Source organism: Ensifer sp. 2TAB8 (genome assembly GCF_052115125.1).
GTDB lineage: Bacteria > Pseudomonadota > Alphaproteobacteria > Rhizobiales > Rhizobiaceae > Ensifer.
Window position 1 is genome coordinate 1 of the sequence record NZ_JBFRGB010000037.1, and the last position, 19815, is coordinate 19815.

Consider the following 19815-nt stretch of genomic DNA (forward strand, 5'->3'; position numbering starts at 1 on the left):
GCGACATCAAGGACCCGAACCAGAACATCAACTGGGTGCCGCCCCAAGGCGGCGAAGGCCCGGTCTATCCGAACATGTGAGTTCGGGAGGCGGGCCGCACGGACCGCCGCAAGGGAATGTCGGCGAAGGCCCGGTCTATCCGAACATGTAGGGGGCGTTTCCGCCCTCAGACAGCGGGCTGGCCGTAGGCGCAGCCTTCATTGTTGCCAAGTGAAAGACGTATCCATGCAAGAGCCGACTGCCGTAACCAACCCCGCACTCAACCAGTGGATCGACGAGGTTCAGGCCCTGTGCGAACCGGATCAGGTCCATGTCTGTGACGGCAGCGAGGCGGAGTATCAACGTCTCTGCAAGACCCTTGTCGCTGCGGGCACCTTTATCCCGTTGAACGAAGCGAAGCGCCCGAACTCGTTCCTTTGCCGCTCCGATCCCGGCGATGTCGCCCGGCTCGAGCATCGCACCTTCGTCTGCACGGCCGACCGGGACGACGCAGGCCCGACCAATAACTGGGCGGATCCGGCCAGCATGCGCGCCGATCTTTCGCAGCTGTTCAAAGGATCGATGCGCGGGCGGACCATGTATGTGATGCCTTTTTCCATGGGGGAGCCCGGCTCGAAGCTCTCGATGATCGGGGTCCAGATCACCGATTCCGCCTATGTGGCGGTTAGCATGAAGCTGATGGCGCATATTGGTCTGCCTGTTCTTCGCGCGCTTGACGGGGGCGAATTCGTGCGCTGCCTGCACTCGGTCGGGGCTCCGCTGGCGCCCGGCGATCGCGATGTGCCGTGGCCCTGCAACGCGGAGCACAAATACATCGTCAGCTTCCAGGACGGTGGCTCGATCGCATCCTTCGGTTCCGGCTATGGCGGCAATGCGCTTCTCGGCAAGAAGTGCCTGGCGCTGCGGACCGCCTCGCTGAAGGGGCSACAGGAAGGGTGGTTTGCAGAGCACATGCTGATCATGGGTGTAGAGGATCCCGCCGGCAAAACCACCTATGTCGCCGCTGCCTTTCCATCTGCCTGCGGCAAGACCAATTTCGCCATGCTTCTTCCGCCCGAGGGCTTTGCGGGCTGGAAGGTCAAGACGGTCGGCGACGACATCGCCTGGATCCGGCCGGATGCGGACGGCACCTTGCGCGCCATCAACCCGGAGACCGGTTTTTTCGGCGTTGCCCCAGGCACCAACGAGGAGACCAATCCCAACATGATGGCGGCGATCGCGCGCGATACCATCTTCACCAATTGCGCACTCACGCCCGATGGCGACGTCTGGTGGGAGGGGTTGACGGAGGAGGCGCCGCCGGCGCTGGTGGATTGGCGCGGGCTCGACTGGACGCCTGAGGCCGGTCGCCCGGCCGCGCATCCGAACGCCCGCTTCACCGTTTCGCGCGACCGCTGCCCGAGCATGGATCCATCGGCCGCGGACCCCGCCGGCGTGCCGATCTCGGCCTTCATCTTTGGCGGGCGGCTCTCCCACACCTTTCCGCTCGTCTTTGAGGCGAGGAACTGGCGCGAGGGCGTCTATTGGGCGGCAACGCTCGGGTCGGAAGCGACGGCGGCCGCGGAAAATCAGGCCTCGACCCGGCGCGATCCCTTCGCGATGCTGCCCTTCTGCGGCTACAATATGGCCGACTACTTTGCCCACTGGCTGTCTCTGGGTGACGGGATTGTGAACGCGCCGGCGATCTTCCGCGTCAACTGGTTCCGGCGCGACGCGGACGGCGCATTTCTCTGGCCGGGCTTCCGGCAAAACATGCGCGTGCTCAAATGGATCGTTGAGAGGACGAAGAACACCGGCGGCGGAGACGCCGCGTCGATCGTCCTTGTGCCAAGCTACGATGACCTCGACTGGGATGGCGTCGACTACGACCGCCACACCTTCGACGCGCTGATGAAGATCGATCCCATCGAACTCGCCAAGGAACTGCAAAGCCACGACGCCTTGCTGCAGTCCTTCGGCCAAAGATTGCCGCCAGAGCTTTCTGCCACCCGTCGCGCCTTGCTCGATGGGCTGGACCGGGCGCCGCCTCGAGCCTGAGGTCCTGGGCGCTCAGCCGTCGAGCAGCGCCATATATTCGGGGTGTTTGGCGGCAAAGGCGGCCATGAAGGGACACTTGGCGATGACGCGCGCGTTTTGCGCGCGCAGGATGTCGAAGACACCAGTAGCAAGCCGCGTGCCTATCCCTTGTCCCGACAGTGCCTGCGGTACTTCCGTGTGCGTGAGGACGACACGGCCGTCCTCCAGCCGATAGTAGGCGACGGCTATCTCGTCGCCGATCGGCAGTTCAAATCGGGAATCCTGCCTGTTGTCGATGACCTGTTCGACCATTTCGATCTCTGCCTTCCTGCAATGTTACCCGCCGCCACCGCCGGTGATAGCTGACAATATAGGAAGGGCAGGGGACCCGCGCGACGGGTCCGTCGCGGGGTGCTCAATTATCGCGCGCTCAGAGTGCCCGGCCGCCATCCACCTGGATGATGTGGCCCGTCGAAAACCCGAGCAAGGTCGCGCTGGCGAGAATGGCTGCGGCAATATCGTCGACTTCGCCGATGCGGCCGAGCGGGGTCGAAGCCGCGACCTTCTCGTTGAAGTCCGAACCTCGCCCGGGAACGAACTGCGTGTCGACAACGCCAGGAGAAATGGCCAGTACCCTGACTTCCGGTGCGAGAACGCGGGCGAGCGCCTTGGTCATCACGTCGATTCCGGCCTTGGCCGCGCAATAGGCGATGTTCGATCCGATACCGGTGAAGGCTGCGATCGACGAGACGGAGACGACTAGCCCGTCGCCGGACTTTTTCAGAAGCGGAGCGAAGGCGCGGATCGCGGCGAACTGGCTTCGCCAATTTACCTTGAAGATTTCGTCGATCAGCTCATCCGTTAGGGCATCGAGATCCGGGTGTGGGATCGGCTTGGTGAAACCCGCCGCGTTGACCAGTACGTCGAGCCGGCCGAACTTCTGTTCGATGGTACTGGCGAGACTGCCAAGGGCGATGGACTCCGTGATGTCGGCCGCATATCGCGCATGACGTTCCGGGTTGGCAAAGGAGGAGAGCACTGCGTCCGCACGCGCGGCACTCTGCTCGCCCGGCGTATGGGTGATGAGGACCGTCGCTCCTGCTTCCGCAAACAGGCGCCCAGTCGCGGCGCCAATCGCGCCGTTTCCGCCGATGACGAGAACTGTCTTTCCAACCAAGGACCGCGGATACGCCATAGGTTCCTCCCTCTTGACGCGATGTCTTTCAACCGGCGGAAACGTCCGCCCGGCATTTGATGAATGATCGATGCGACCTTAAGGCAATCGATTGCACGAAACAATAGGCAAACGATTGCATGCGCTTGACTTCACAGATCGGCAACCGGGCCTCGAAGCGAGGAGGTGGTTCTCGAAGGCAATTGAAGCCGTTGTTCCCGGCCTGCGAATATTCGGCCGAGGTGATCCTCAGTGGCTTTTTACCGGCCCCGTGCTCTCGCGCTCCACGAGTTCTACCGGCAGCACGGTCTCCAGGGGGATGTCGTCTTCAGCGCCGGCATTCATCAAGCGCAGCAGGATCGATGCGGCAGTGATTCCCGCATCATATTGCTGGATGCGGACGGTCGTGAGCCTTGGACGCGCCAGTTGCAGGAACGGCATGTCGTTGAAGCCGCTGACGGAAATGTCCGATGGACAGTCGAGGCCGTTTTCCCGCAGGACGTCGATGCAGCCGAGCGCCAAACGGTCGTTTGCGCAGAGCACGGCGGTGAAATCGTGCCCGGAGGCGAGCAGGTCGCGCGTGCAACGGGCACCCTCGTCCTCGTCGAAGCGTATGGCGGTGACGATGAGCTGCGGATCGATGTCGATCGACATCCGCTCCGCGGCATTGCGGAAGGCCGCGAGGCGCAATTGGCCGGTCGAGAGATCCTGTGGCCCGGCCAGATGCGCGATCCGTCGGTGGCCGAGTTTGGTCAGGTGACGCAGCATTTCGCAAATGCCCATGTCCTCATCATTGATGACATAGGGAATGTTCGAATTCTCCACGCGCCGGTTCAGCGTCACCACCGACAGGCCGTCCTGGGCGGCCTTGGCGATCGAGGGGTCGCTTCTGAGTACCGCCGCATGGATGAGGCCGTCGACACCGCGATCGCGCAACACTTCGAGAAGCCGAACCTCGCGCTCGCGCTCGCTGTCGGTGTTGACGATGATCGACGCATAGCCGAGCGGTTCGAGAACGCTTTCGATCCCTCTGAGGATCGGTGGGAAAATCGGATTTGTGATATCCGGAATGACGACGCCGACCGTCATCGTCCGGTTGGTGCGCAGCCCAAAGGCAATACGGTTGGGGCGATAGTCCAGGCGTTCCGCTGCTGCCTGGATCTTTGCCACGACCTCTGGCGTGATGCTCTTTCGTTCGGTCGGATCAAGCGCGCGCGATACGGTCGACACATGAACGCCGGTCGCGCGCGCAATGTCCTTCAGCGTGGTTCGTTTCTTCTGCATGTGTCACCTCTCGCCTCCATTTAAAATCTTGCAAGAGGTTTTGCAATCGTTCGCATAGATGCTTGACAAAGCGCAAACGCTGCGCATAATCGCCGATGTGCAATCGTTTGCATATTCAGTTGCGGCAGGGCAGTTGAGGAGCTGGCCTGCCGTTGATCGAACAGTGCGCAACTGGCGTCCGGCGTGGCCGGGCGATTTGTTTTTCACTTCCATGCAAACGATTGCGCACAAATGTCTGGGAGGAGACAAAATGGGAATCAATCGGCTGATCGCGGCAACAACCATCAGTGTGCTTTCGGCAAGCACCGTTGCGAGCGCTGCGGAAACAATACGGATCGGCGCATCGCTGCCGATCACCGGTGGCCTTTCGGTCAGCGGCGAGAAGCATAAGCGGGGCTACGAGCTCTGCAACAAGCTCATCAATGACGCGGGCGGCATTCTCGGCAAGCAGGTGGAGCTGATCGTCAGCGACAATCGCTCCGACCCCGCAACGGCCATCAACCAGTACGAACGCTTCATCAATGTCGACAAGGTCGACGCCGTCTACGGCACGTTCTCGAGCCGCCTGACCTTTCCGGTCGGCAACGTTCTGTCCAAGTACAACATGGTTCACCCGGTGCCCTCGGGCGGGGCGCTGCGGATCTATGCGCAAGGCTACAAGAACCTCTTCTATTTCCAGGTCAATGCCGCCGAATACACCGGCAAGGACGTGATCGGTCTCCTGAAGGAGATCAAGGATCCGGCGGATGCGCCGAAGACCGTCGCGGTGGTCCATGCCGACGACTTCTTCGCCAATGCGATCGCCACCGGCCTTCTCGGCCAAAAGGTGATCGACCCCGCCAACGACAAGGAAATCGCCGACCTCGCGCCCGGTTACTTCAAGGAAGCCGGCATCGAGGTGGTGATGGAGGAGAAGTGGCCCGAGGAAGGCTTCAACGACTGGTTGAACCTTGCGAATTCGATCAAGCGCTCCGGCGCCGAAATGATCGTCGGCCTGACGGCGTCTGCGGAAGAAGCGGTTCAGCTCATGCGTGCGCTCAAGACCGTCGGCGCATCGGCAAAGCTCGTCTATCTCAGTCAGGGCGCCCAGACGGAGTTCATCGAGGGTGTTGGAAAGGATGCCGCCGACGGCGTCGTCATCCACACCACCTGGCACAAGGATGTTCCGTTCAAGAGCACGCTTGCCGGAAAGCCCTTCGACAACGCCGATTTCGTCAAGGCGTTCGAAGCCGAATACGGTGTCGAGCCGGATGAGGACAGCGCCATCCCCTTCGCCGTCTGCCAGGGCATCGAGCAGGCGATGGTCGGCGCCGGCAGCACGGACAATGCCAAGATGGGTGAGTGGCTGCACGCCCGCACCAAGGAACAGCCTGTCCAGACCGTTCTCGGCGATTTCAGCTGGGACGATCTCGGCCTGCCCGTCGACAAGTCGCACATCATGACCCAGTGGCAGGATGGCAAGCTGACATTCGTCTATCCGACCGGCCAGTTCGAGGGCATCGTGCCCTTCCGCTATCCCAAGTCCGGTTTCTGACCCTTTGCAAGGCAGGGGAGGGTGTTTCGTCCGCGAGGCGCCCTCCCGTTCCACAGGCATCTACTACCCAATTTCTAGTACAAGGAGATCGCGCGGATGCTCGAGGTTAAAAACCTGTGCAAGCACTACGGCGGAATTCGCGCCGTAGACAGCGCAAGCTTCACGGTCGAGAAAGGCTCGATCACGGCACTCATCGGCCCGAACGGCGCCGGCAAGACCACGGCCTTCAATTRCATCAGCCGCACCGTCGTTCCGACCTCTGGCGAAGTCTGGCTGGACGGGGAGCGGATCGACAATCTGCGCCCGCACAAGATCACGGCCAAGGGCCTCAGCCGGACCTTCCAGATCTCGCGCAACCTCGGCGACATGACGGTGTTGGAAAACGTGATCGTGCAGGCGCGCTGCCGCGGCTTTGCCGATCTGTTCCGGCCGGCGGTCACAGCGGAAGAGCGGGACAAGGCGATGTCGATCCTCGATTTTCTCGGGATCACCCGCATCGCCTACGAGGACGGGCACAACCTGTCCTACGGCCAGAAGAAGCTGATGGATCTGGCTGCACTGCTGATGGCCGATCCGAAGATCATCCTGCTCGACGAGCCGGCCGGCGGCGTCAACCCGACGCTGCTCGAAGAGATCGTCGGCCATATCCGGGCGCTCAACGCCAAGGGGCTGACGGTGCTGATCGTCGAACACAACATGGACCTGATCATGCGGCTTTCGCACCGCGTCGTCGTCATGGCGCACGGGCGGGTGATCTGCGACGGCACGCCCGATGTCGTGCGTCGCGATCCGCATGTGCTCGAAGCCTATCTGGGCGGCGTACTGGAAGAGGAAGCGGCCTGATGAGCGATCTCCTGCAAGTCACCAACATCACCGCCGGCTACGGCGACGGCCCGGCCATTCTCGATGGCGCGCGGCTGACGGTCGAGCCCGGCAAGGTCCACTGCATCATCGGCCCGAACGGCGCCGGCAAGTCGACGCTGCTGAAAGCGATCTGCGGCATGCTGACGATCCGCAAGGGCGACGTCATCTTCAAGGGCGAGCGGCTGAACGGCCTGCGCCCGGACCAGATCCTGCGCAAGGGCATCTGTTTCGTACCTCAGGAACGGGCGCTGTTTCCGAAGATGACGGTGCGCGACAACCTGCGCATGGGCGGATACGTGCTCGACGACGCAAAGCTTCGCGACCGTCGCATCGAGGAAATCCTCGAGCGCTTTCCGGTGCTGCGCGAGCGCGCCGACCAGCACGCCGGCACCATGTCGGGTGGCCAGCAGCAGACACTTGCGATGGCGCGTACGCTGATCGTCAAGCCGGACATAGTCATGCTCGACGAGCCCTCTCTCGGGCTCGCGCCGAAGATCGTCCAGGAGATGTTCGACATCATGAAGATGATGTCTCAGGAGGGCGTCACCGTGCTGCTCGTCGAGCAGAACGCGATGATGGGCCTCAAGAATTCCGACTGGGGCGTTGTGCTCGACCTCGGCCGCACCCTCTTCGAGGGGCCGGCCGAGGCGGTTCTGGCGGACCCGCGCATCCAGGAACTTTACCTCGGCGGCCGAAAGGTCGCGTAGCGGAGGACGTGATGACAGACATTCTTCAGATACTGATACTCGGCCTCGCGCTCGGCGGCGTAATCGCGCTGATGGGGTCCGGACTTTCGCTGGTCTTCGGCGTCATGCGCATCGTCAACCTGGCRCATCCGTCGCTGATCATCTGCGGCGCCTATGTCAGCTATTGGGCCTTCAAGTTGTGGGGCCTCGACCCGATCGCCACGCTGCCGATCGCGGCGCTGATCATGGCGGCGATCGGCGTGCTCCTCTATCGCCTGATGTTCGAGAGCCAGGCCAAAAGCGCGCGCTACTCGGAAATGACGGTGCTCTTGACCTTCGCGCTGGCGATGATCGTCGAAGGCTTCCTCGGCGCAGCCTTCACCAACACCCAGCGTGTGACCTCGCCGGACTATGCGACGGATGCCTTCTTCATCGGCAGCCTGTTCATTCCGAAGGGGCAGCTCTATGCCGGCTGCGTCTCGCTGGCGATCATCGGCGCGCTGACGCTGTTCCTCAACTACTCGCGGCTCGGCTACGCCATCCGCGCCACCACACAGAACCGTGAGGCCGCCGAACTGCTCGGCGTCAACGTCAACCTCATCAGCATGATCGCCTTTGCGATCGGCATCGGCCTTGCGGGTGCCGCCGGTTCGCTGGTGAGCTTCGTCTTCAGCTTCTTCCCCGCAAAGCAGTGGGAATGGATCGCAATGCTGATGTCGGTGGTCGTGCTCGGCGGCATGGGCAGCGTGCTCGGCACCGTCGTCGCCGCGCTTCTCCTGTCGGTCATCGCCGCCTTCGTCGGCACCTGGGTGGGCGCCACCTGGTCGACCATGACCTTCTTTCTCGCACTCTTCGTCATCCTGCTGATCCGTCCCCAGGGCCTGTTCGGCGAAAAACCGGAGCTGGTATAATGGCCGTAAATCTACAACAAGCCGACGCGGGATCGGTGCTGGAGGCCCGTCGCATTCACAACCAGAAGCTTGCGCGCCAGCATGACCAGACCCGTGCCACGTGGTTTCCGCTGGCCGTTCTCGGTGTGCTGCTCGCCCTGCCGCTCCTGCAACTGACGGGCAACTACAATTACCTGCTGCACCTCGTGCTGTTCACGGCCTCCTATGCGGTCATGGCCAGCGGCTGGAACATCATCGGCGGCTTCGCCGGCTACATCTCGCTCGGCCACGCGGTGTTCTTCGCGATCGGTGGGTACTTCTCCGGCGTGCTCCTGGCGCGATACGGCATCTCGACGCTCTTGACGGCGCCGCTCGCCGGATTGGCGGCCGCGGCCTGCGGCTACCTCATCGGCCTCATCACGCTGAAGGTTCGTGGCCCGAGCTTCATCATCTCGTCGATCGCGCTCCTGATGATCGCCCGCATCCTGTTCGACCACTGGGAGTTCATCGGCGGGGCCAACGGCATGTCGTTGCCGGTCACCGACCTGCCGGTCGAGACCGCCAAGCTGCCCTACTACTACGCCTTCGTGCTGATGGCCGCCTTCACCGTATGGGCCACCTACCGCATCAAGCATTCCAAATTCGGGCTCGGCCTTCGCGCTCTCTCCAAGGACGAGGTCAAGGCGGAAAGTGCGGGGATCAACACCCGCTTCTACAAGGTGCTTGCCTTCGCGCTCTCGGCCTTCTTCGTCGGCATGGCCGGTGCGGTCTGGGGCGAGTATCTCACCTATCTCCGGCCGAACATCTTCCTGATCATCCTCGTTTCGGCAAACCTGGTGCTGATGTGCATTCTCGGCGGCAAGGGCACGATTGCCGGGCCGGTCGTCGGCGCAATCCTGATCGTCGCCTTCAACGAGATCTTCGTGGCGACGCTTGGCGCATCCGAGATCAACATTCTGGCGACCGGCTTCGTCATGGTTCTCGGGCTGATGTTCTTCCCGAACGGCGTGATCGGAACGCTCGCCCGCAAGGGCAAGCTGCCCCGCGTCCTCAACTGGGATTGAGGGGGAGACGATGCCGGACTTCATCCTCTACAACGCCCCTCAATCGACGTGCAGCCAAAGGGTGCGGTACGTTCTCCACGCCAAGGGCCTCGCCTTTGAGGAGCACAAGCTCGATCTCTTCACCGGCGACCAGCTCAAGCCGGAGTATCTGGCGATCAACCCGAACGGCGTCGTGCCCTCGCTGGTGCACCGGGGCCGCGCGGTCACCGATTCCGCCGTCATCATGGAGTATCTGGAAGACATTCTTCCAGGTGCACTTCGGCCTGAGGACGCCTTCGGCGCGGCAACGATGCGGGCAATGATGCGCTTCATCGACGAAGTGCCGACACCGGCGATCCGCGTGCCGTCCTATAACCTCGCCTTCCTGCCGCACTATCAGGCGATGACGGCCGAGGAGTTTCAGGCGGTCTGCGATGCAAAGCCGCTTCGCCGCGAGTTCCTGATGAAGATGGGACGCTCCGGCTTTCCCGAGCAGGAGATGAACGAGGCGCTCGGTCGCCTTGAGCGCGGCGTTCAGCGCATGGCGACRTGGCTTTCCGACAATGGCGGGCTCTGGCTCATGGGCGAGCAGATGACGCTGGCGGACATCGCGATCATGCCGGTGATCGTGCGGATGGACGATATCGGGTTGTCCTCGATGTGGGCGGAGACGCCGGCGATCCAGGGCTGGCTCGATGCCATCCGCGCAACCGGCGCCTTCACTGAAACTTACTATTACGGGTCCTTGCTGACCGAAAAATATCCGCACCTGAAGGCGGCCAAGCCCGAGCTTCGGGTCGCTGGCTCAGGCCTGTGACGCGGAAAGGAGAACTGGGATGAACAGCCATATCAGCCCCGAGGCCAAACTGATCTCCAAGGAGGCCGACGTCACGCCGACGGTGCTTGCCGCCATGTCGCGCGGCGATGACCCGCGGCTCAAGCAGATCATGGATGCCATGGTCAGGCACTTGCATGCCTTCCTGCTGGAGGCACGACCGACCGAGGCGGAATTCGAATACGCCCTGCGCTGGATCACGGCCGTCGGCCAGGCGACCAACGAAGCGCATAACGAGACCGTGCTTGCCGCCGACGTGCTCGGGGCCTCGACATTGATCGACCTGATCAACAATGACGGCATGCAGGGCGAGACGCTGTCGGCACTTCTGGGGCCGTTTTATCGCGGCGGCGCGCCGAAATGCGTGAACGGCGACTGCATCGCCCGTTCGGACACGCCGGGATCGCAGCTCTACTTCACCGGGCGGGTGACCGATCCTGCGGGCCGGCCCGTCGAAGGGGCGACCCTTGATGTCTGGCAGGCGTCCCCGGTCGGGCTCTATGAGAACCAGGACGAAACGCAGGACGACTTCAACCTGCGCGGCCGGTTCACGACGGATGGCGACGGCAACTTTCACTTCGTCTCGGTAAAGCCGGCAGGCTACCCGGTTCCGACCGACGGACCGGTCGGCGACCTGCTGCGGGCGCAAAAGCGGGCGCCGATGCGCCCGGCTCACATCCACTTCATCGTTTCGGCGCCGGGCTACAAGACGCTCGTCACCCAGATCTTCTCCGACAGCCACGAGGCTCTCGTCAACGATGTGGTCTTCGGTGCGAAGCAGCAAATCGTCGGAAAGTTCTTCCGCCATGATAGCCCGGACACCGAATTTCCGGGCGCCGAGGCGCCTTTCTACAGCTGCAACTATCACTTCAAACTGATGGAGGGCCAATCGATCCTGCCGCTGCCGCCGATCTCGGGAAAGAAGGTGGCGCATCATGGCTGAGAGATCGATTGGGTTGCTCCAAGGTCTGGAGGGATTGTGATGCAACAGAACGTCATCATCACCTGCGCCGTCACCGGCAATCTCACGACACGGGAGAATCATCCCGGACTTCCCGTCACGCCGGAGGAAATCGCCAATTCCTGCCTGGAAGCGGCCGATGCCGGTGCGGCGATTGCCCATATCCATGTGCGTGATCCGGTTACCGCGAAACCCTCCATGGAGCTCGAATATTACCGCGAGGTCGTCGAGCGCATCCGGGCCAAGAACACGGCGCTGATCCTCAACGTCACGACCGGGCCGGGTGGCCGCTACCACCCGAGCGACGAGAACCCGGCGGTTGCCGGACCGCGCACGACGCTGATGCGGCCGGAAAAGCGGGTCGAGCATATCGTCGCGCTGAAACCGGATATCGCCACGCTCGACCTCAACACCATGACCTTCGGATCGGAGGTCGTCATCAACACGCCGGCCAACGTCAAGATCATGGCCGACATCATCAACGAGGCAGGCTCCAAGCCGGAACTCGAGGTCTTCGACACCGGGCACATCCAGCTGGCGCAGGATCTCTTGAAGGCGGGCGTGTTGAAATCGCCGGCGATGTTCACGATCGTGACCGGCGTCAAATACGGCTTCCCCTCGACCACCGACGTGATGGCGACCGCGGCCCGCATGCTGCCCGGCGACGCCGTCTGGATCGGCTTCGGCGTCGGGCGAATGTCGTTCCCGATGGCCGTTCAGGCTTATCTGCTCGGTGGCCACGTCCGGGTGGGGCTGGAGGACAATTCCTACATCGCCAAGGGCGTGCTCGCCAAAGGCAATGGCGAACTGGTCGAACGGGCGAGGGACCTGATCGAGAAGCTCGGCGGGAGGATCGCCGAGCCCTCCCAGGCCCGTGAAATCCTCGGACTGCGTGCATAAGCATCGATATCTGCAAGGAGGCATAGAATGAACATTCAGGTGGACGCCAAGATCGCCCGGGCGCTGAGGGTGACGGAAAAATCCCCCGATCTCGACAATCTCAAGATCGACGTCGTCGATTTCGCGGTGCCGCGGCCGGGTCCCGGACAGGTGCTGGTGGAGATCGTCGCGGCGGGGGTCAACCCCAGCGACGTGAAGGCGTCTCTCGGGCATATGCCGCACGCCGTCTGGCCGCGCACGCCGGGTCGCGATTTCGGCGGCATCGTGCGCGAAGGGCCGTCATCGATGGTGGGCATGGAGATCTGGGGCGGCGGTGGCGAACTCGGCATCACCCAGGACGGCAGCCACGCCAAGTGGATGGTGCTCGACCAGAAGGCCGTGCGGGCCAAGCCTGCCAATTTCACCATGCAGGAAGCGGGCTCGATCGGCGTGCCGTTCATCACCGCCTTTGAGGGTCTCCGCGAGGCCGGCGGCGTGCAGCCGACGGATGTCGTGCTCGTCTGCGGCGGCAACGGCAAGGTCGGGCAAGCGGTGATCCAGCTTGCGACCATGGCCGGCGCCAAGGTTTTTGCGGTCGAGTACAACGAGCAGCCGCTGCTGGCGCACACCAACGCGCCTGTCGAGATGTTCAACAGCGCCAAGGACGACGTTGCCGCGATCGTGCGCGAAAAGACCGGCGGTCATGGGGCCGACATCGTCTTCAACACGGTCGGCAGTCCCTATTTCGAAATCGCCAACAATGCGATGGCGAAGCAGGCGCGCCAGGTGTTCATTTCCACCTTCGACCGCGCCGTGCCGTTCGATATTTTCAACTTCTTCCGCGGCCGCCACAAATATATCGGCATCGACACGCTGGCGCTGTCGTCGGTGGAAGGCGCGCGCATCTTCGACAAGCTGAAGCCGAAGTTCGAAGAGGGCAAGCTGAAGCCGTTCCCGATCAATCCAGCGACCGTCTATGGCTTTGCCGATGCCGCCAAGGCCTATGCCTCGGTGCTGCGCGGCACCCCCGAGCGCGTGCTGCTGGTGCCCTGAGGAGGAGGCGACGATGCAGGTGACGCGCTACGGCGAGGCCAGATCCTATGAGGCGCCGGAGCACTACGGCATGCACTGCCTGCGGCTCCAGGGAAAGGAGGCGACGGTTACCGATACGATCTGGATCGGCCTGTCGCACCTCCTGCCTGGCGGTCACACGTCGCTGAAGGACGCCGCGGTCGAGAAGATCTACATCGTCGTTGCCGGCGAAGTGACGGTCGAAACCGGCAGCGAGAGCGTCACGCTCGGCTTTCTCGACAGTTGCCGCCTGGCGCCCGGCGAGGCGCGTGCGCTGGTCAACCGCACCAATGCGCCGGCGTCCATCCTGCTCGCCATGCCGACCTGAGCGTCGCAGAACGGAGAATCTTGGATGGTTTCAACGGGTCTTTACCGGCTGGGCGCGCGTGCGCCACGCGTTCCCGCCAGCGGTCGATTTTACGTCGCGCCCGGTGCCGTGGTGATCGGCGACGTACGGCTCGACGAGGATGTCAGCATCTGGTTCAACGCCGTCTTGCGCGGCGACAACGAGCCGATCATTCTTCGGCGCGGCTGTAACGTGCAGGACGGATGCGTCGTTCACACCGATCCGGGTTATCCCGTGGAAATCGGCGAGGATGCCACCATCGGGCACAATGCCACCATTCACGGATGCCGGATCGGCAAGGGCAGTCTCGTCGGCATGGGGGCAACGATCCTGAACGGCGCGCAGATCGGAGAGAGATGCCTGATCGGTGCCGGCGCCTTGGTGCGGGAGAACATGGTCGTCCCGGATGGCTCGCTGGTCCTCGGGGTGCCCGCCCAGATCGTCCGCACGCTCGACGCGAAAGTGGCCGAGGGCCTGTCGACCGGGGCGCAGCGATACCGTGCGAAGGCGCAGAGCTACCCTGGGGACCTTCAACCGGTATCCGTCGGGCAAGCAACGCCGGGTACAGACGAAGGCAATGACATCATGCGGGAGGAGATGCATGACGCAGAATGAGAACCGACTGGTCAGTGTCGTCGAGCACTGGCTCCCGCGCATGGAGGTGGCCGGGATCCCGTCGGCAACGGCACGCGCCGTCATCGAGCGCGCCGGCGTCTGGCAGAACTGGCTTGCCACCTGGAGCGAGGAGGGCGAGCGTCACGCGGAACTCGGCGCTGCGGCTCTTGCTGCCGGCCGCAACGTGACCGCCGGCGAGGCCTATGCCCGCGCCAGCCTCTTCTATCATTTCGGACAGTTCATGGCTTTCGAGGACCTTGAGGCAAAGGCGAGGGCGGCCGCGCGAAAGGTGGAACTCTACCGTCTCGCAACACCCTTGCTCGATCCGCCGGCTGAGATGATCGCCGTTCCCTTCGAAGATGGAGAACTCCGGGCCATTCTTCGCGTGCCGACCGGAGACGGCAGGCACCCGCTGGCGCTGATCATCCCTGGCTCGGATTCGACCAAGGAGGAATTTCCGGCCTTCGAGCGGCATTTTCATGCCCGCGGCGTTGCGACCCTGTCGCTCGACGGCCCCGGCCAGGGCGAGGGCCGTTCGATGGGCGCCCTGCGTCCGGATATCGGCCCGGCCGTCGAGGCGGCCCTCCGGTCGGTGGCGGCGCATCCGCGCCTGTCGGGCAAGGTTGCGCTCGTCGGCATGGCCTTCGGCGGCTTTCTTGCGCTACGCGCCGCCGCGTCCGTGCCGACGCTTGCCGGTGTCGTCTCCATCAACGGCTTCTTCGATCTCGGCGGTTTCTGGGATGCGCTGCCGCAGGTCTATCGCGACAACATGCGCTTCTCGCTCGGGGGCGCGGACGTTCGCGAACGGGCCGACCGCTTCACCCTGGCGCGCTGCCCGCCGCCGACTATCCCGGCCCTCATCCTTCACGGCGGACGCGACAAGATCTTCCCACCCTCCGAGGCGGTAAAATGCGCGGATATCTGCGCGCGCGGCGCCGAACTGCACGTCTTCGAGGATGGCAACCACGTCTGCAACAACATCCCCTGGCTCTATCGTCCGCTTGTCGCCGACTGGGTGGCGGAGCGCTTGAACCGATAGCGGCCACTTGTCCGGCTCGGCGGCCGTGCCGCCAGATCAGCCCATCGCATTCGCGCGCCGGCCCTACGCCGATGGCCATTCCTCGCAGAGCGCCAACAGGGCCTTCGGCGAAAGTTTATCGAGTGCGAGGTCGGGCAAGAGGTCGTTGTCCGTCACCAGATTGCGGCCCATCGCCGCCGAAAACAGACTGGTCCCGGCCTCGTGCAGCAAGGCAGGCTGCCCGATGATGCGGCCGAGAAGGCTGGTCGGCACGAGGCCGAATGGCACATCCTCGTAGATGTAGCGGCTATCGGCGGTCACCGGGCCAAATCCGCCGCGCCCCTCCCGATGCATCTGCTGGTTCATATCCGAAACGGTCCCCTTTGGCACATGGAAGGAGAGCGAGAAGTGCTCCTGAACCGTGCGCACGGAGAGGCCGAAACTCTCGGCGATCCGCAGGCGTTCGAGATCAAGTGCTTCGATCAATTGTCCAACGGCAGGAGTGACGTTTTCGCCCTGTCCCCATTTTTCCCCCTTCTCCATGCGGGTGAGGTTCAACAGGGCAATGCCGAGGTGGTTCTGCGGATTGAGGTTCGACAGCGCGATCGCGAGAAGCCCGTCACGCTCGACGAAACGATCGCCGAAGAGCGCGGTGCACAGGACCTTGCCTTGGCTGGCTGCCGTTTTCGGCAAGGTCGCGACATCGATCTTCTGGCGCACGGTGTTGACCGCAACGCCCGTGCCGTCGGCTTCCTGACGACCGGTCAGAAGTGTCGTGCCCCAGACGATGATGGGCAGGCTCACGCCCCGCTCAGCCAGCCGGCGCGACAGATAGAGGGCGCCGAAGGAACTGTGCGAACTGATGATGACCGGCTGACCGGACTTCAAGTGCGGCAGGGCCGCGTCGAATACCAGTCGGTGCCCATTGGCGGGCAGAGCGATGACGACGGCGTCCGCCTCTGAAACGGCTTCGGCAGCGCTTTGCGCGATTGCGATTGGCCCGGAAAACTCCACGGCACCGGTCGCAGTGAGTGCCGCCCCTTCCATCAGGCGCCGCGTCCGCACTCCGGATGGCGACCACAGAACCGGCTGATGACCGGCCTTGGCGAGGAATGCCGCCATACCGAACGCGATCGCGCCCGCGCCGAGAATACCAATACGCATGAAACTCCTCCCGATAGTCCGCTTCAGTCACTCTCGAGGACCAGCCCTCACGGGTCCTTTGAGATGGACTTGGTTTGCTGTTGTCCGAGGAGATGCCGCCTGAGCGGATTTTCTACGAACGGCCCCAACAAAGAAAACTTGTCTTTTGTCACTAGCGCATAGAATGCGTTTTATGCACTATGAGTCAATCACAATGCATGGAGCGCATGATAGTCCATGGAAGTTCGCGACCTCGAGGCGTTTCTCGCAGTCATGTCGACAGGCAGCATCACCGGTGCTGCCCGGATGCTCGACCGATCGCAGTCCCAGGTGACGCGCCTCATCCAGGATCTGGAAATTTCGCTCGGCTTCGCTCTGTTTGAACGGAACGGCCCGAAGATTAGTCCGACCGACAAGGGCATTGCCTTTCATGACGATGCGGAGCGTTTCGTCAGCGGCATCGGCCACCTGCGCAACCGCGCCAAGGCGATCGCAGGAAAGGAACCAGAACCAATCGAGATCGCCGCAACGCCGGCCTTTGCAAGCGGCATCATCCCGATCGCGCTTGCGGAATTGCCGGAACACCTGCTGCCGCACACGATCAATCTGCGCAGTATGCCGGCGGAGGCCGCCGTGCAGTCGGTGTTTGCGCGCACCGCGGATTTCTGCGTGACCTCACTCCCGGCCGATCAGCCGGGGCTGGAAGTGCAGGGGTTTTTCGAGGGGCGCTGCGTGGCTGCGCTGGCGCCGCATGATCCGCTGGCCGCAAAGGACGTGATCTCGATCGCCGATCTCGCAGGCCGCACCCTCATAACCATGGCCAATCCATTTCGTCTGCGCCGCCGCATCGATGAGGCACTGGAGGCGGCGAACGTGCGGCCCAATCGCGTCATCGCGACCAATGCCGCAAACAATGCCGTGCAGATGGCGTCGCTCGGTCTCGGCATCGCGATTATCGAGCCGGCCACGGCCTATGGCCTGCCATCGGCACCCGTCGTGGTGCGACCTCTCGATGTCGAAGTTCCGTTCCTCTGGGCGATCCTGTCGGCGGCCTCACGTCCGCTCTCGGCCGGCGTCCAGGAATTGGTCCACCGCATCGCCCGGATCGCCTCGGAGCGCATGCCGGACTTCACCGTCCACGATCCGCGACAGATGGCCCGTATCGCCGAAAGAACCTTCGCCGGCCGCAATGCCGGCGATGGCACGCTGCCGGACAACCGGCAGTGAAATAAAGGGGAGCAAAAGCTCGACATGCCCGAGAACGAAAACTGAGCTCGTAAAATGAGGAGAACCAAATGAAAAACTTGGACGTAACCCGCCGCTCGACCTTGAAACTGCTGGCGACCGGTGCTGGAGTATTGGCCGCACCGTCGATCATCCGCCCCGCCTTTGCCCAGAGCAAGGTCGTCAACATCACGACCTATGACAAATTCGTCCCGCAGTCCTTCATCGACCAGTTCCAGAAGGATACGGGCATCGAGGTCCGCATCCGTCTGACCGACGACCAGGGAAAACAGTACAACCTGCTGACCGCCGAAGGGGCTGCTCCTTCCACGGATATCGTGACCGTTACCGGCCATCGCCTGTCGCAGTTCATGAAGTCGAACCTGCTGGCGTCGCTCGACACCGCGCGACTGAAGAACTGGGGCAAGCTCGCCGCCGCCTATAAGGGCGCGCCGCAGCTCACCGTCGACGGCAAGACCTTCGGCGTCCCCCTGCTTGCGGGCTTCGAGGGGCTCGTGCGCAATACGGAATACGCCAAGGCCTCCGATAGCTGGAGCATCATGTTCGATGACGAGAACAAGAACCTGACGTCCTACATCGTCAGCGACTTCCTCTCCATCGTCATGCGCTACCAGGGCAACGACGGCGACTATGTGACCTACGGCGACAAGCCCGATGTGGCGCAGACCGCAACGAACCAGGCCCGCGATTTTCTCATTCAGCACAAGGACAAGGTGCGCAAATACTACGATGCGGGCTCCGAGCTGCAGCAAATGTTCGTCAACGAGGACATCTACCTGGCACAGGCTTGGTCCGGCCCGGCTGCGAAACTCGTCATGGACGGCCATCCGATTGAAATCTCGGTTCCGAAGGAAGGGACCTTCGGCTTCCTCTATTCGTTCAACGTCGTCAACAACGCGCCGAACGCGGATGCTGCCTACACCTTCCTCGACGCCATCCTGTCGTCACCGGAGATCGGCGCAGCGATGACGCGCCAGTCCGGCTTCTCCTCCGCCTTCGATGGGGTCGACAAGGTGCTTGACGACAAGGAGCGTGCCGCCCTGGCGCTGCCGCCGGAACAGGTCGAACGCATCCAGTTCTTCAGCTCGGTCAACCGCGACATGAAGAACGACATGATCGACAAGGCCACCGCGGAGATCAAGGCGGCCTGACGGCTGCAGCTGGGTGACCGGTCTTCCGGCCGGTCACCCCTCAAAAATGGACTCTTCCAGAGCCGGGAACAAAAGAATGCTGGATACGACAACGCAACCGGGACCCGTCGGTTTGCCGACGGCGCCGCGCTATGCCGGGTGGATCGGCAGGGCGGCGAATTCGGGGCTTTATCGCAACACGATCGGGCTTCTCGTCGATAGCCGGCGCGTGCGTCTTGCCGTGCTTGCAGGCGTGCCGCTTCTGTGGATTGCCATGCTGCACATTGGACCCATCCTGCAGATGGCCAATATCAGCCTTCTCGCCAATTATCCGCCGCAGCCCGACAAAAGCAGCGAATACACGCTCGCGAATTACGGGCTGTTCTTTTCCGATCGGCTCTATTTTTTTCCCTTCGTCCGCAGCCTGGTTTTCGCAGCGGTGGTCACGATCTCGACCCTGGTGATCGTCTATCCCGTTGCCTACTATGTAGCGAAAGTCGTGCAGCCGAAGAACCGGATGCGCGCCCTGTTGCTGCTGCTCATACCTTTTTGGGCCGGTGAGCTGATCCGCACCTTCTCGGTCATCATGCTGCTTGCCAACCGTGGTGCATTGAATGTGCTCCTGAGGGAGTTCGGTTTCATCGACCGGCCGATCCCGATGCTCTACACTTTCTTTTCGCTGAGCTTCGGCGTCATCTACCTGCTTGCGCTCTACATGCTCCTGCCGCTCTATTCGGCGATCGAGAAGATCCCGACGCCGCTGATCCAGGCGGCGGCCGATCTCGGGGCCGGGCCCTTCCAGCGGTTTCGCCGGGTCATCCTGCCACTCTCCAAGGATGGCATCGTCTCCGGTTGCAGCCTCGTCTATCTGACCGCCGTCGGCGTCTTCGCCGCGCCACTGCTGCTTGGCGGTCCCAATTCGGTCATCTTCCCCGAAGTCATCGCGACGCTGTTTCACGGGTCGAACGACAAATGGCCGGAGGGCGCTGCGTTTTCGATGATCATGCTCCTGGTGTCGCTGACGACAGTCGGGCTTTTCATGCGGATCGTCGGTGGCCGCTCGGTCCGGCTGATGTGAGGG

General features: G+C 62.8%; 21 protein-coding genes. 17 read left to right on the forward strand and 4 right to left on the reverse strand.

Features of this window, described 5'->3' with window-relative positions:
* Both AB4Z53_RS32715 and AB4Z53_RS32720 read left to right on the forward strand, forming a co-directional pair.
* A partial coding sequence (locus tag AB4Z53_RS32715) for a 4Fe-4S dicluster domain-containing protein (protein WP_141399573.1) occupies positions 1-80 on the forward strand: 80 nt, incomplete at its 5' end.
* Between the two features lie 145 nt (positions 81-225).
* Entirely contained in the window at positions 226-2037 is a 1812-nt protein-coding gene (locus AB4Z53_RS32720; protein ID WP_441599479.1) for a phosphoenolpyruvate carboxykinase (GTP), read from the forward strand.
* A 12-nt stretch (positions 2038-2049) separates the two neighbouring features.
* On the opposite strand, the gene AB4Z53_RS32725 is transcribed toward AB4Z53_RS32720, so the two are convergent.
* The 3 genes from AB4Z53_RS32725 to AB4Z53_RS32735 form a co-directional block, all read right to left on the reverse strand.
* A complete protein-coding gene (locus AB4Z53_RS32725) occupies positions 2050-2328 on the reverse strand; it encodes a GNAT family N-acetyltransferase (RefSeq protein ID WP_113541474.1) in 279 nt (92 codons plus the stop codon).
* 118 nt (positions 2329-2446) lie between these two features.
* Complete coding sequence (locus tag AB4Z53_RS32730) at positions 2447-3211, reverse strand: SDR family NAD(P)-dependent oxidoreductase (protein WP_441599481.1); 765 nt, start codon at positions 3209-3211, stop codon at positions 2447-2449.
* Between the two features lie 228 nt (positions 3212-3439).
* A complete protein-coding gene (locus AB4Z53_RS32735) occupies positions 3440-4474 on the reverse strand; it encodes a LacI family DNA-binding transcriptional regulator (protein ID WP_441599483.1) in 1035 nt (344 codons plus the stop codon).
* A gap of 250 nt (positions 4475-4724) precedes the next feature.
* Here AB4Z53_RS32735 and AB4Z53_RS32740 point away from each other — a divergent pair, with 250 nt between their 5' ends.
* From AB4Z53_RS32740 to AB4Z53_RS32795, 12 genes are all read left to right on the forward strand, one after another.
* Positions 4725-6008: an amino acid ABC transporter substrate-binding protein gene (locus AB4Z53_RS32740; protein WP_441599485.1), complete on the forward strand. Its 1284-nt coding sequence runs from the start codon at positions 4725-4727 to the stop codon at positions 6006-6008.
* Positions 6009-6104: 96 nt separating this feature from the next.
* Positions 6105-6851 carry an ABC transporter ATP-binding protein gene (locus tag AB4Z53_RS32745; protein ID WP_441599487.1) on the forward strand — a complete coding sequence of 249 codons (747 nt, stop codon included), beginning with the start codon at positions 6105-6107 and terminating at the stop codon, positions 6849-6851.
* Positions 6851-7579: a branched-chain amino acid ABC transporter ATP-binding protein gene (locus AB4Z53_RS32750; RefSeq protein WP_113541479.1), complete on the forward strand. Its 729-nt coding sequence runs from the start codon at positions 6851-6853 to the stop codon at positions 7577-7579. The genes AB4Z53_RS32745 and AB4Z53_RS32750 overlap by 1 nt, the downstream gene beginning before the upstream one ends.
* Before the next feature lie 11 nt (positions 7580-7590).
* Entirely contained in the window at positions 7591-8469 is an 879-nt protein-coding gene (locus tag AB4Z53_RS32755; protein ID WP_043611327.1) for a branched-chain amino acid ABC transporter permease, read from the forward strand.
* Positions 8469-9512, forward strand: a complete 1044-nt coding sequence (locus AB4Z53_RS32760) for a branched-chain amino acid ABC transporter permease (protein ID WP_043611325.1) — start codon at positions 8469-8471, stop codon at positions 9510-9512. The genes AB4Z53_RS32755 and AB4Z53_RS32760 overlap by 1 nt, the downstream gene beginning before the upstream one ends.
* 10 nt (positions 9513-9522) lie before the next feature.
* Positions 9523-10308, forward strand: a complete 786-nt coding sequence (locus AB4Z53_RS32765; protein ID WP_441599489.1) for a glutathione S-transferase family protein — start codon at positions 9523-9525, stop codon at positions 10306-10308.
* 19 nt (positions 10309-10327) lie between these two features.
* Positions 10328-11269 carry a dioxygenase family protein gene (locus tag AB4Z53_RS32770; RefSeq protein WP_441599491.1) on the forward strand — a complete coding sequence of 314 codons (942 nt, stop codon included), beginning with the start codon at positions 10328-10330 and terminating at the stop codon, positions 11267-11269.
* Between the two features lie 39 nt (positions 11270-11308).
* Complete coding sequence (locus AB4Z53_RS32775) at positions 11309-12187, forward strand: 3-keto-5-aminohexanoate cleavage protein (protein WP_441599493.1); 879 nt, start codon at positions 11309-11311, stop codon at positions 12185-12187.
* Between the two features lie 27 nt (positions 12188-12214).
* On the forward strand, positions 12215-13219 hold the full coding sequence (locus AB4Z53_RS32780) for a quinone oxidoreductase family protein (protein WP_441599495.1): 1005 nt from the start codon (positions 12215-12217) through the stop codon (positions 13217-13219).
* Positions 13220-13232: 13 nt separating this feature from the next.
* On the forward strand, positions 13233-13565 hold the full coding sequence (locus tag AB4Z53_RS32785) for a cupin domain-containing protein (RefSeq protein ID WP_043611321.1): 333 nt from the start codon (positions 13233-13235) through the stop codon (positions 13563-13565).
* A 24-nt stretch (positions 13566-13589) separates the two neighbouring features.
* Complete coding sequence (locus AB4Z53_RS32790) at positions 13590-14198, forward strand: gamma carbonic anhydrase family protein (RefSeq protein WP_441599497.1); 609 nt, start codon at positions 13590-13592, stop codon at positions 14196-14198.
* Complete coding sequence (locus tag AB4Z53_RS32795; protein WP_441599499.1) at positions 14185-15237, forward strand: alpha/beta hydrolase family protein; 1053 nt, start codon at positions 14185-14187, stop codon at positions 15235-15237. Before AB4Z53_RS32790 ends, AB4Z53_RS32795 begins: the two co-directional genes overlap by 14 nt.
* Before the next feature lie 63 nt (positions 15238-15300).
* On the opposite strand, the gene AB4Z53_RS32800 is transcribed toward AB4Z53_RS32795, so the two are convergent.
* Positions 15301-16380 carry an NAD/NADP octopine/nopaline dehydrogenase family protein gene (locus AB4Z53_RS32800; RefSeq protein WP_441599501.1) on the reverse strand — a complete coding sequence of 360 codons (1080 nt, stop codon included), beginning with the start codon at positions 16378-16380 and terminating at the stop codon, positions 15301-15303.
* Positions 16381-16596: 216 nt separating this feature from the next.
* Between AB4Z53_RS32800 and AB4Z53_RS32805 the strand changes: the two genes are divergently transcribed.
* The 3 genes from AB4Z53_RS32805 to AB4Z53_RS32815 all read left to right on the forward strand — a co-directional run bounded on the left by AB4Z53_RS32805 (position 16597) and on the right by AB4Z53_RS32815 (position 19812).
* Positions 16597-17586 carry a LysR family transcriptional regulator gene (locus tag AB4Z53_RS32805; RefSeq protein ID WP_113541489.1) on the forward strand — a complete coding sequence of 330 codons (990 nt, stop codon included), beginning with the start codon at positions 16597-16599 and terminating at the stop codon, positions 17584-17586.
* Positions 17587-17654: 68 nt separating this feature from the next.
* On the forward strand, positions 17655-18755 hold the full coding sequence (locus AB4Z53_RS32810; protein WP_113541490.1) for an extracellular solute-binding protein: 1101 nt from the start codon (positions 17655-17657) through the stop codon (positions 18753-18755).
* A 76-nt stretch (positions 18756-18831) separates the two neighbouring features.
* On the forward strand, positions 18832-19812 hold the full coding sequence (locus AB4Z53_RS32815) for an ABC transporter permease (protein WP_441599503.1): 981 nt from the start codon (positions 18832-18834) through the stop codon (positions 19810-19812).
* The last annotated feature ends 3 nt before the right edge of the window (positions 19813-19815 follow it).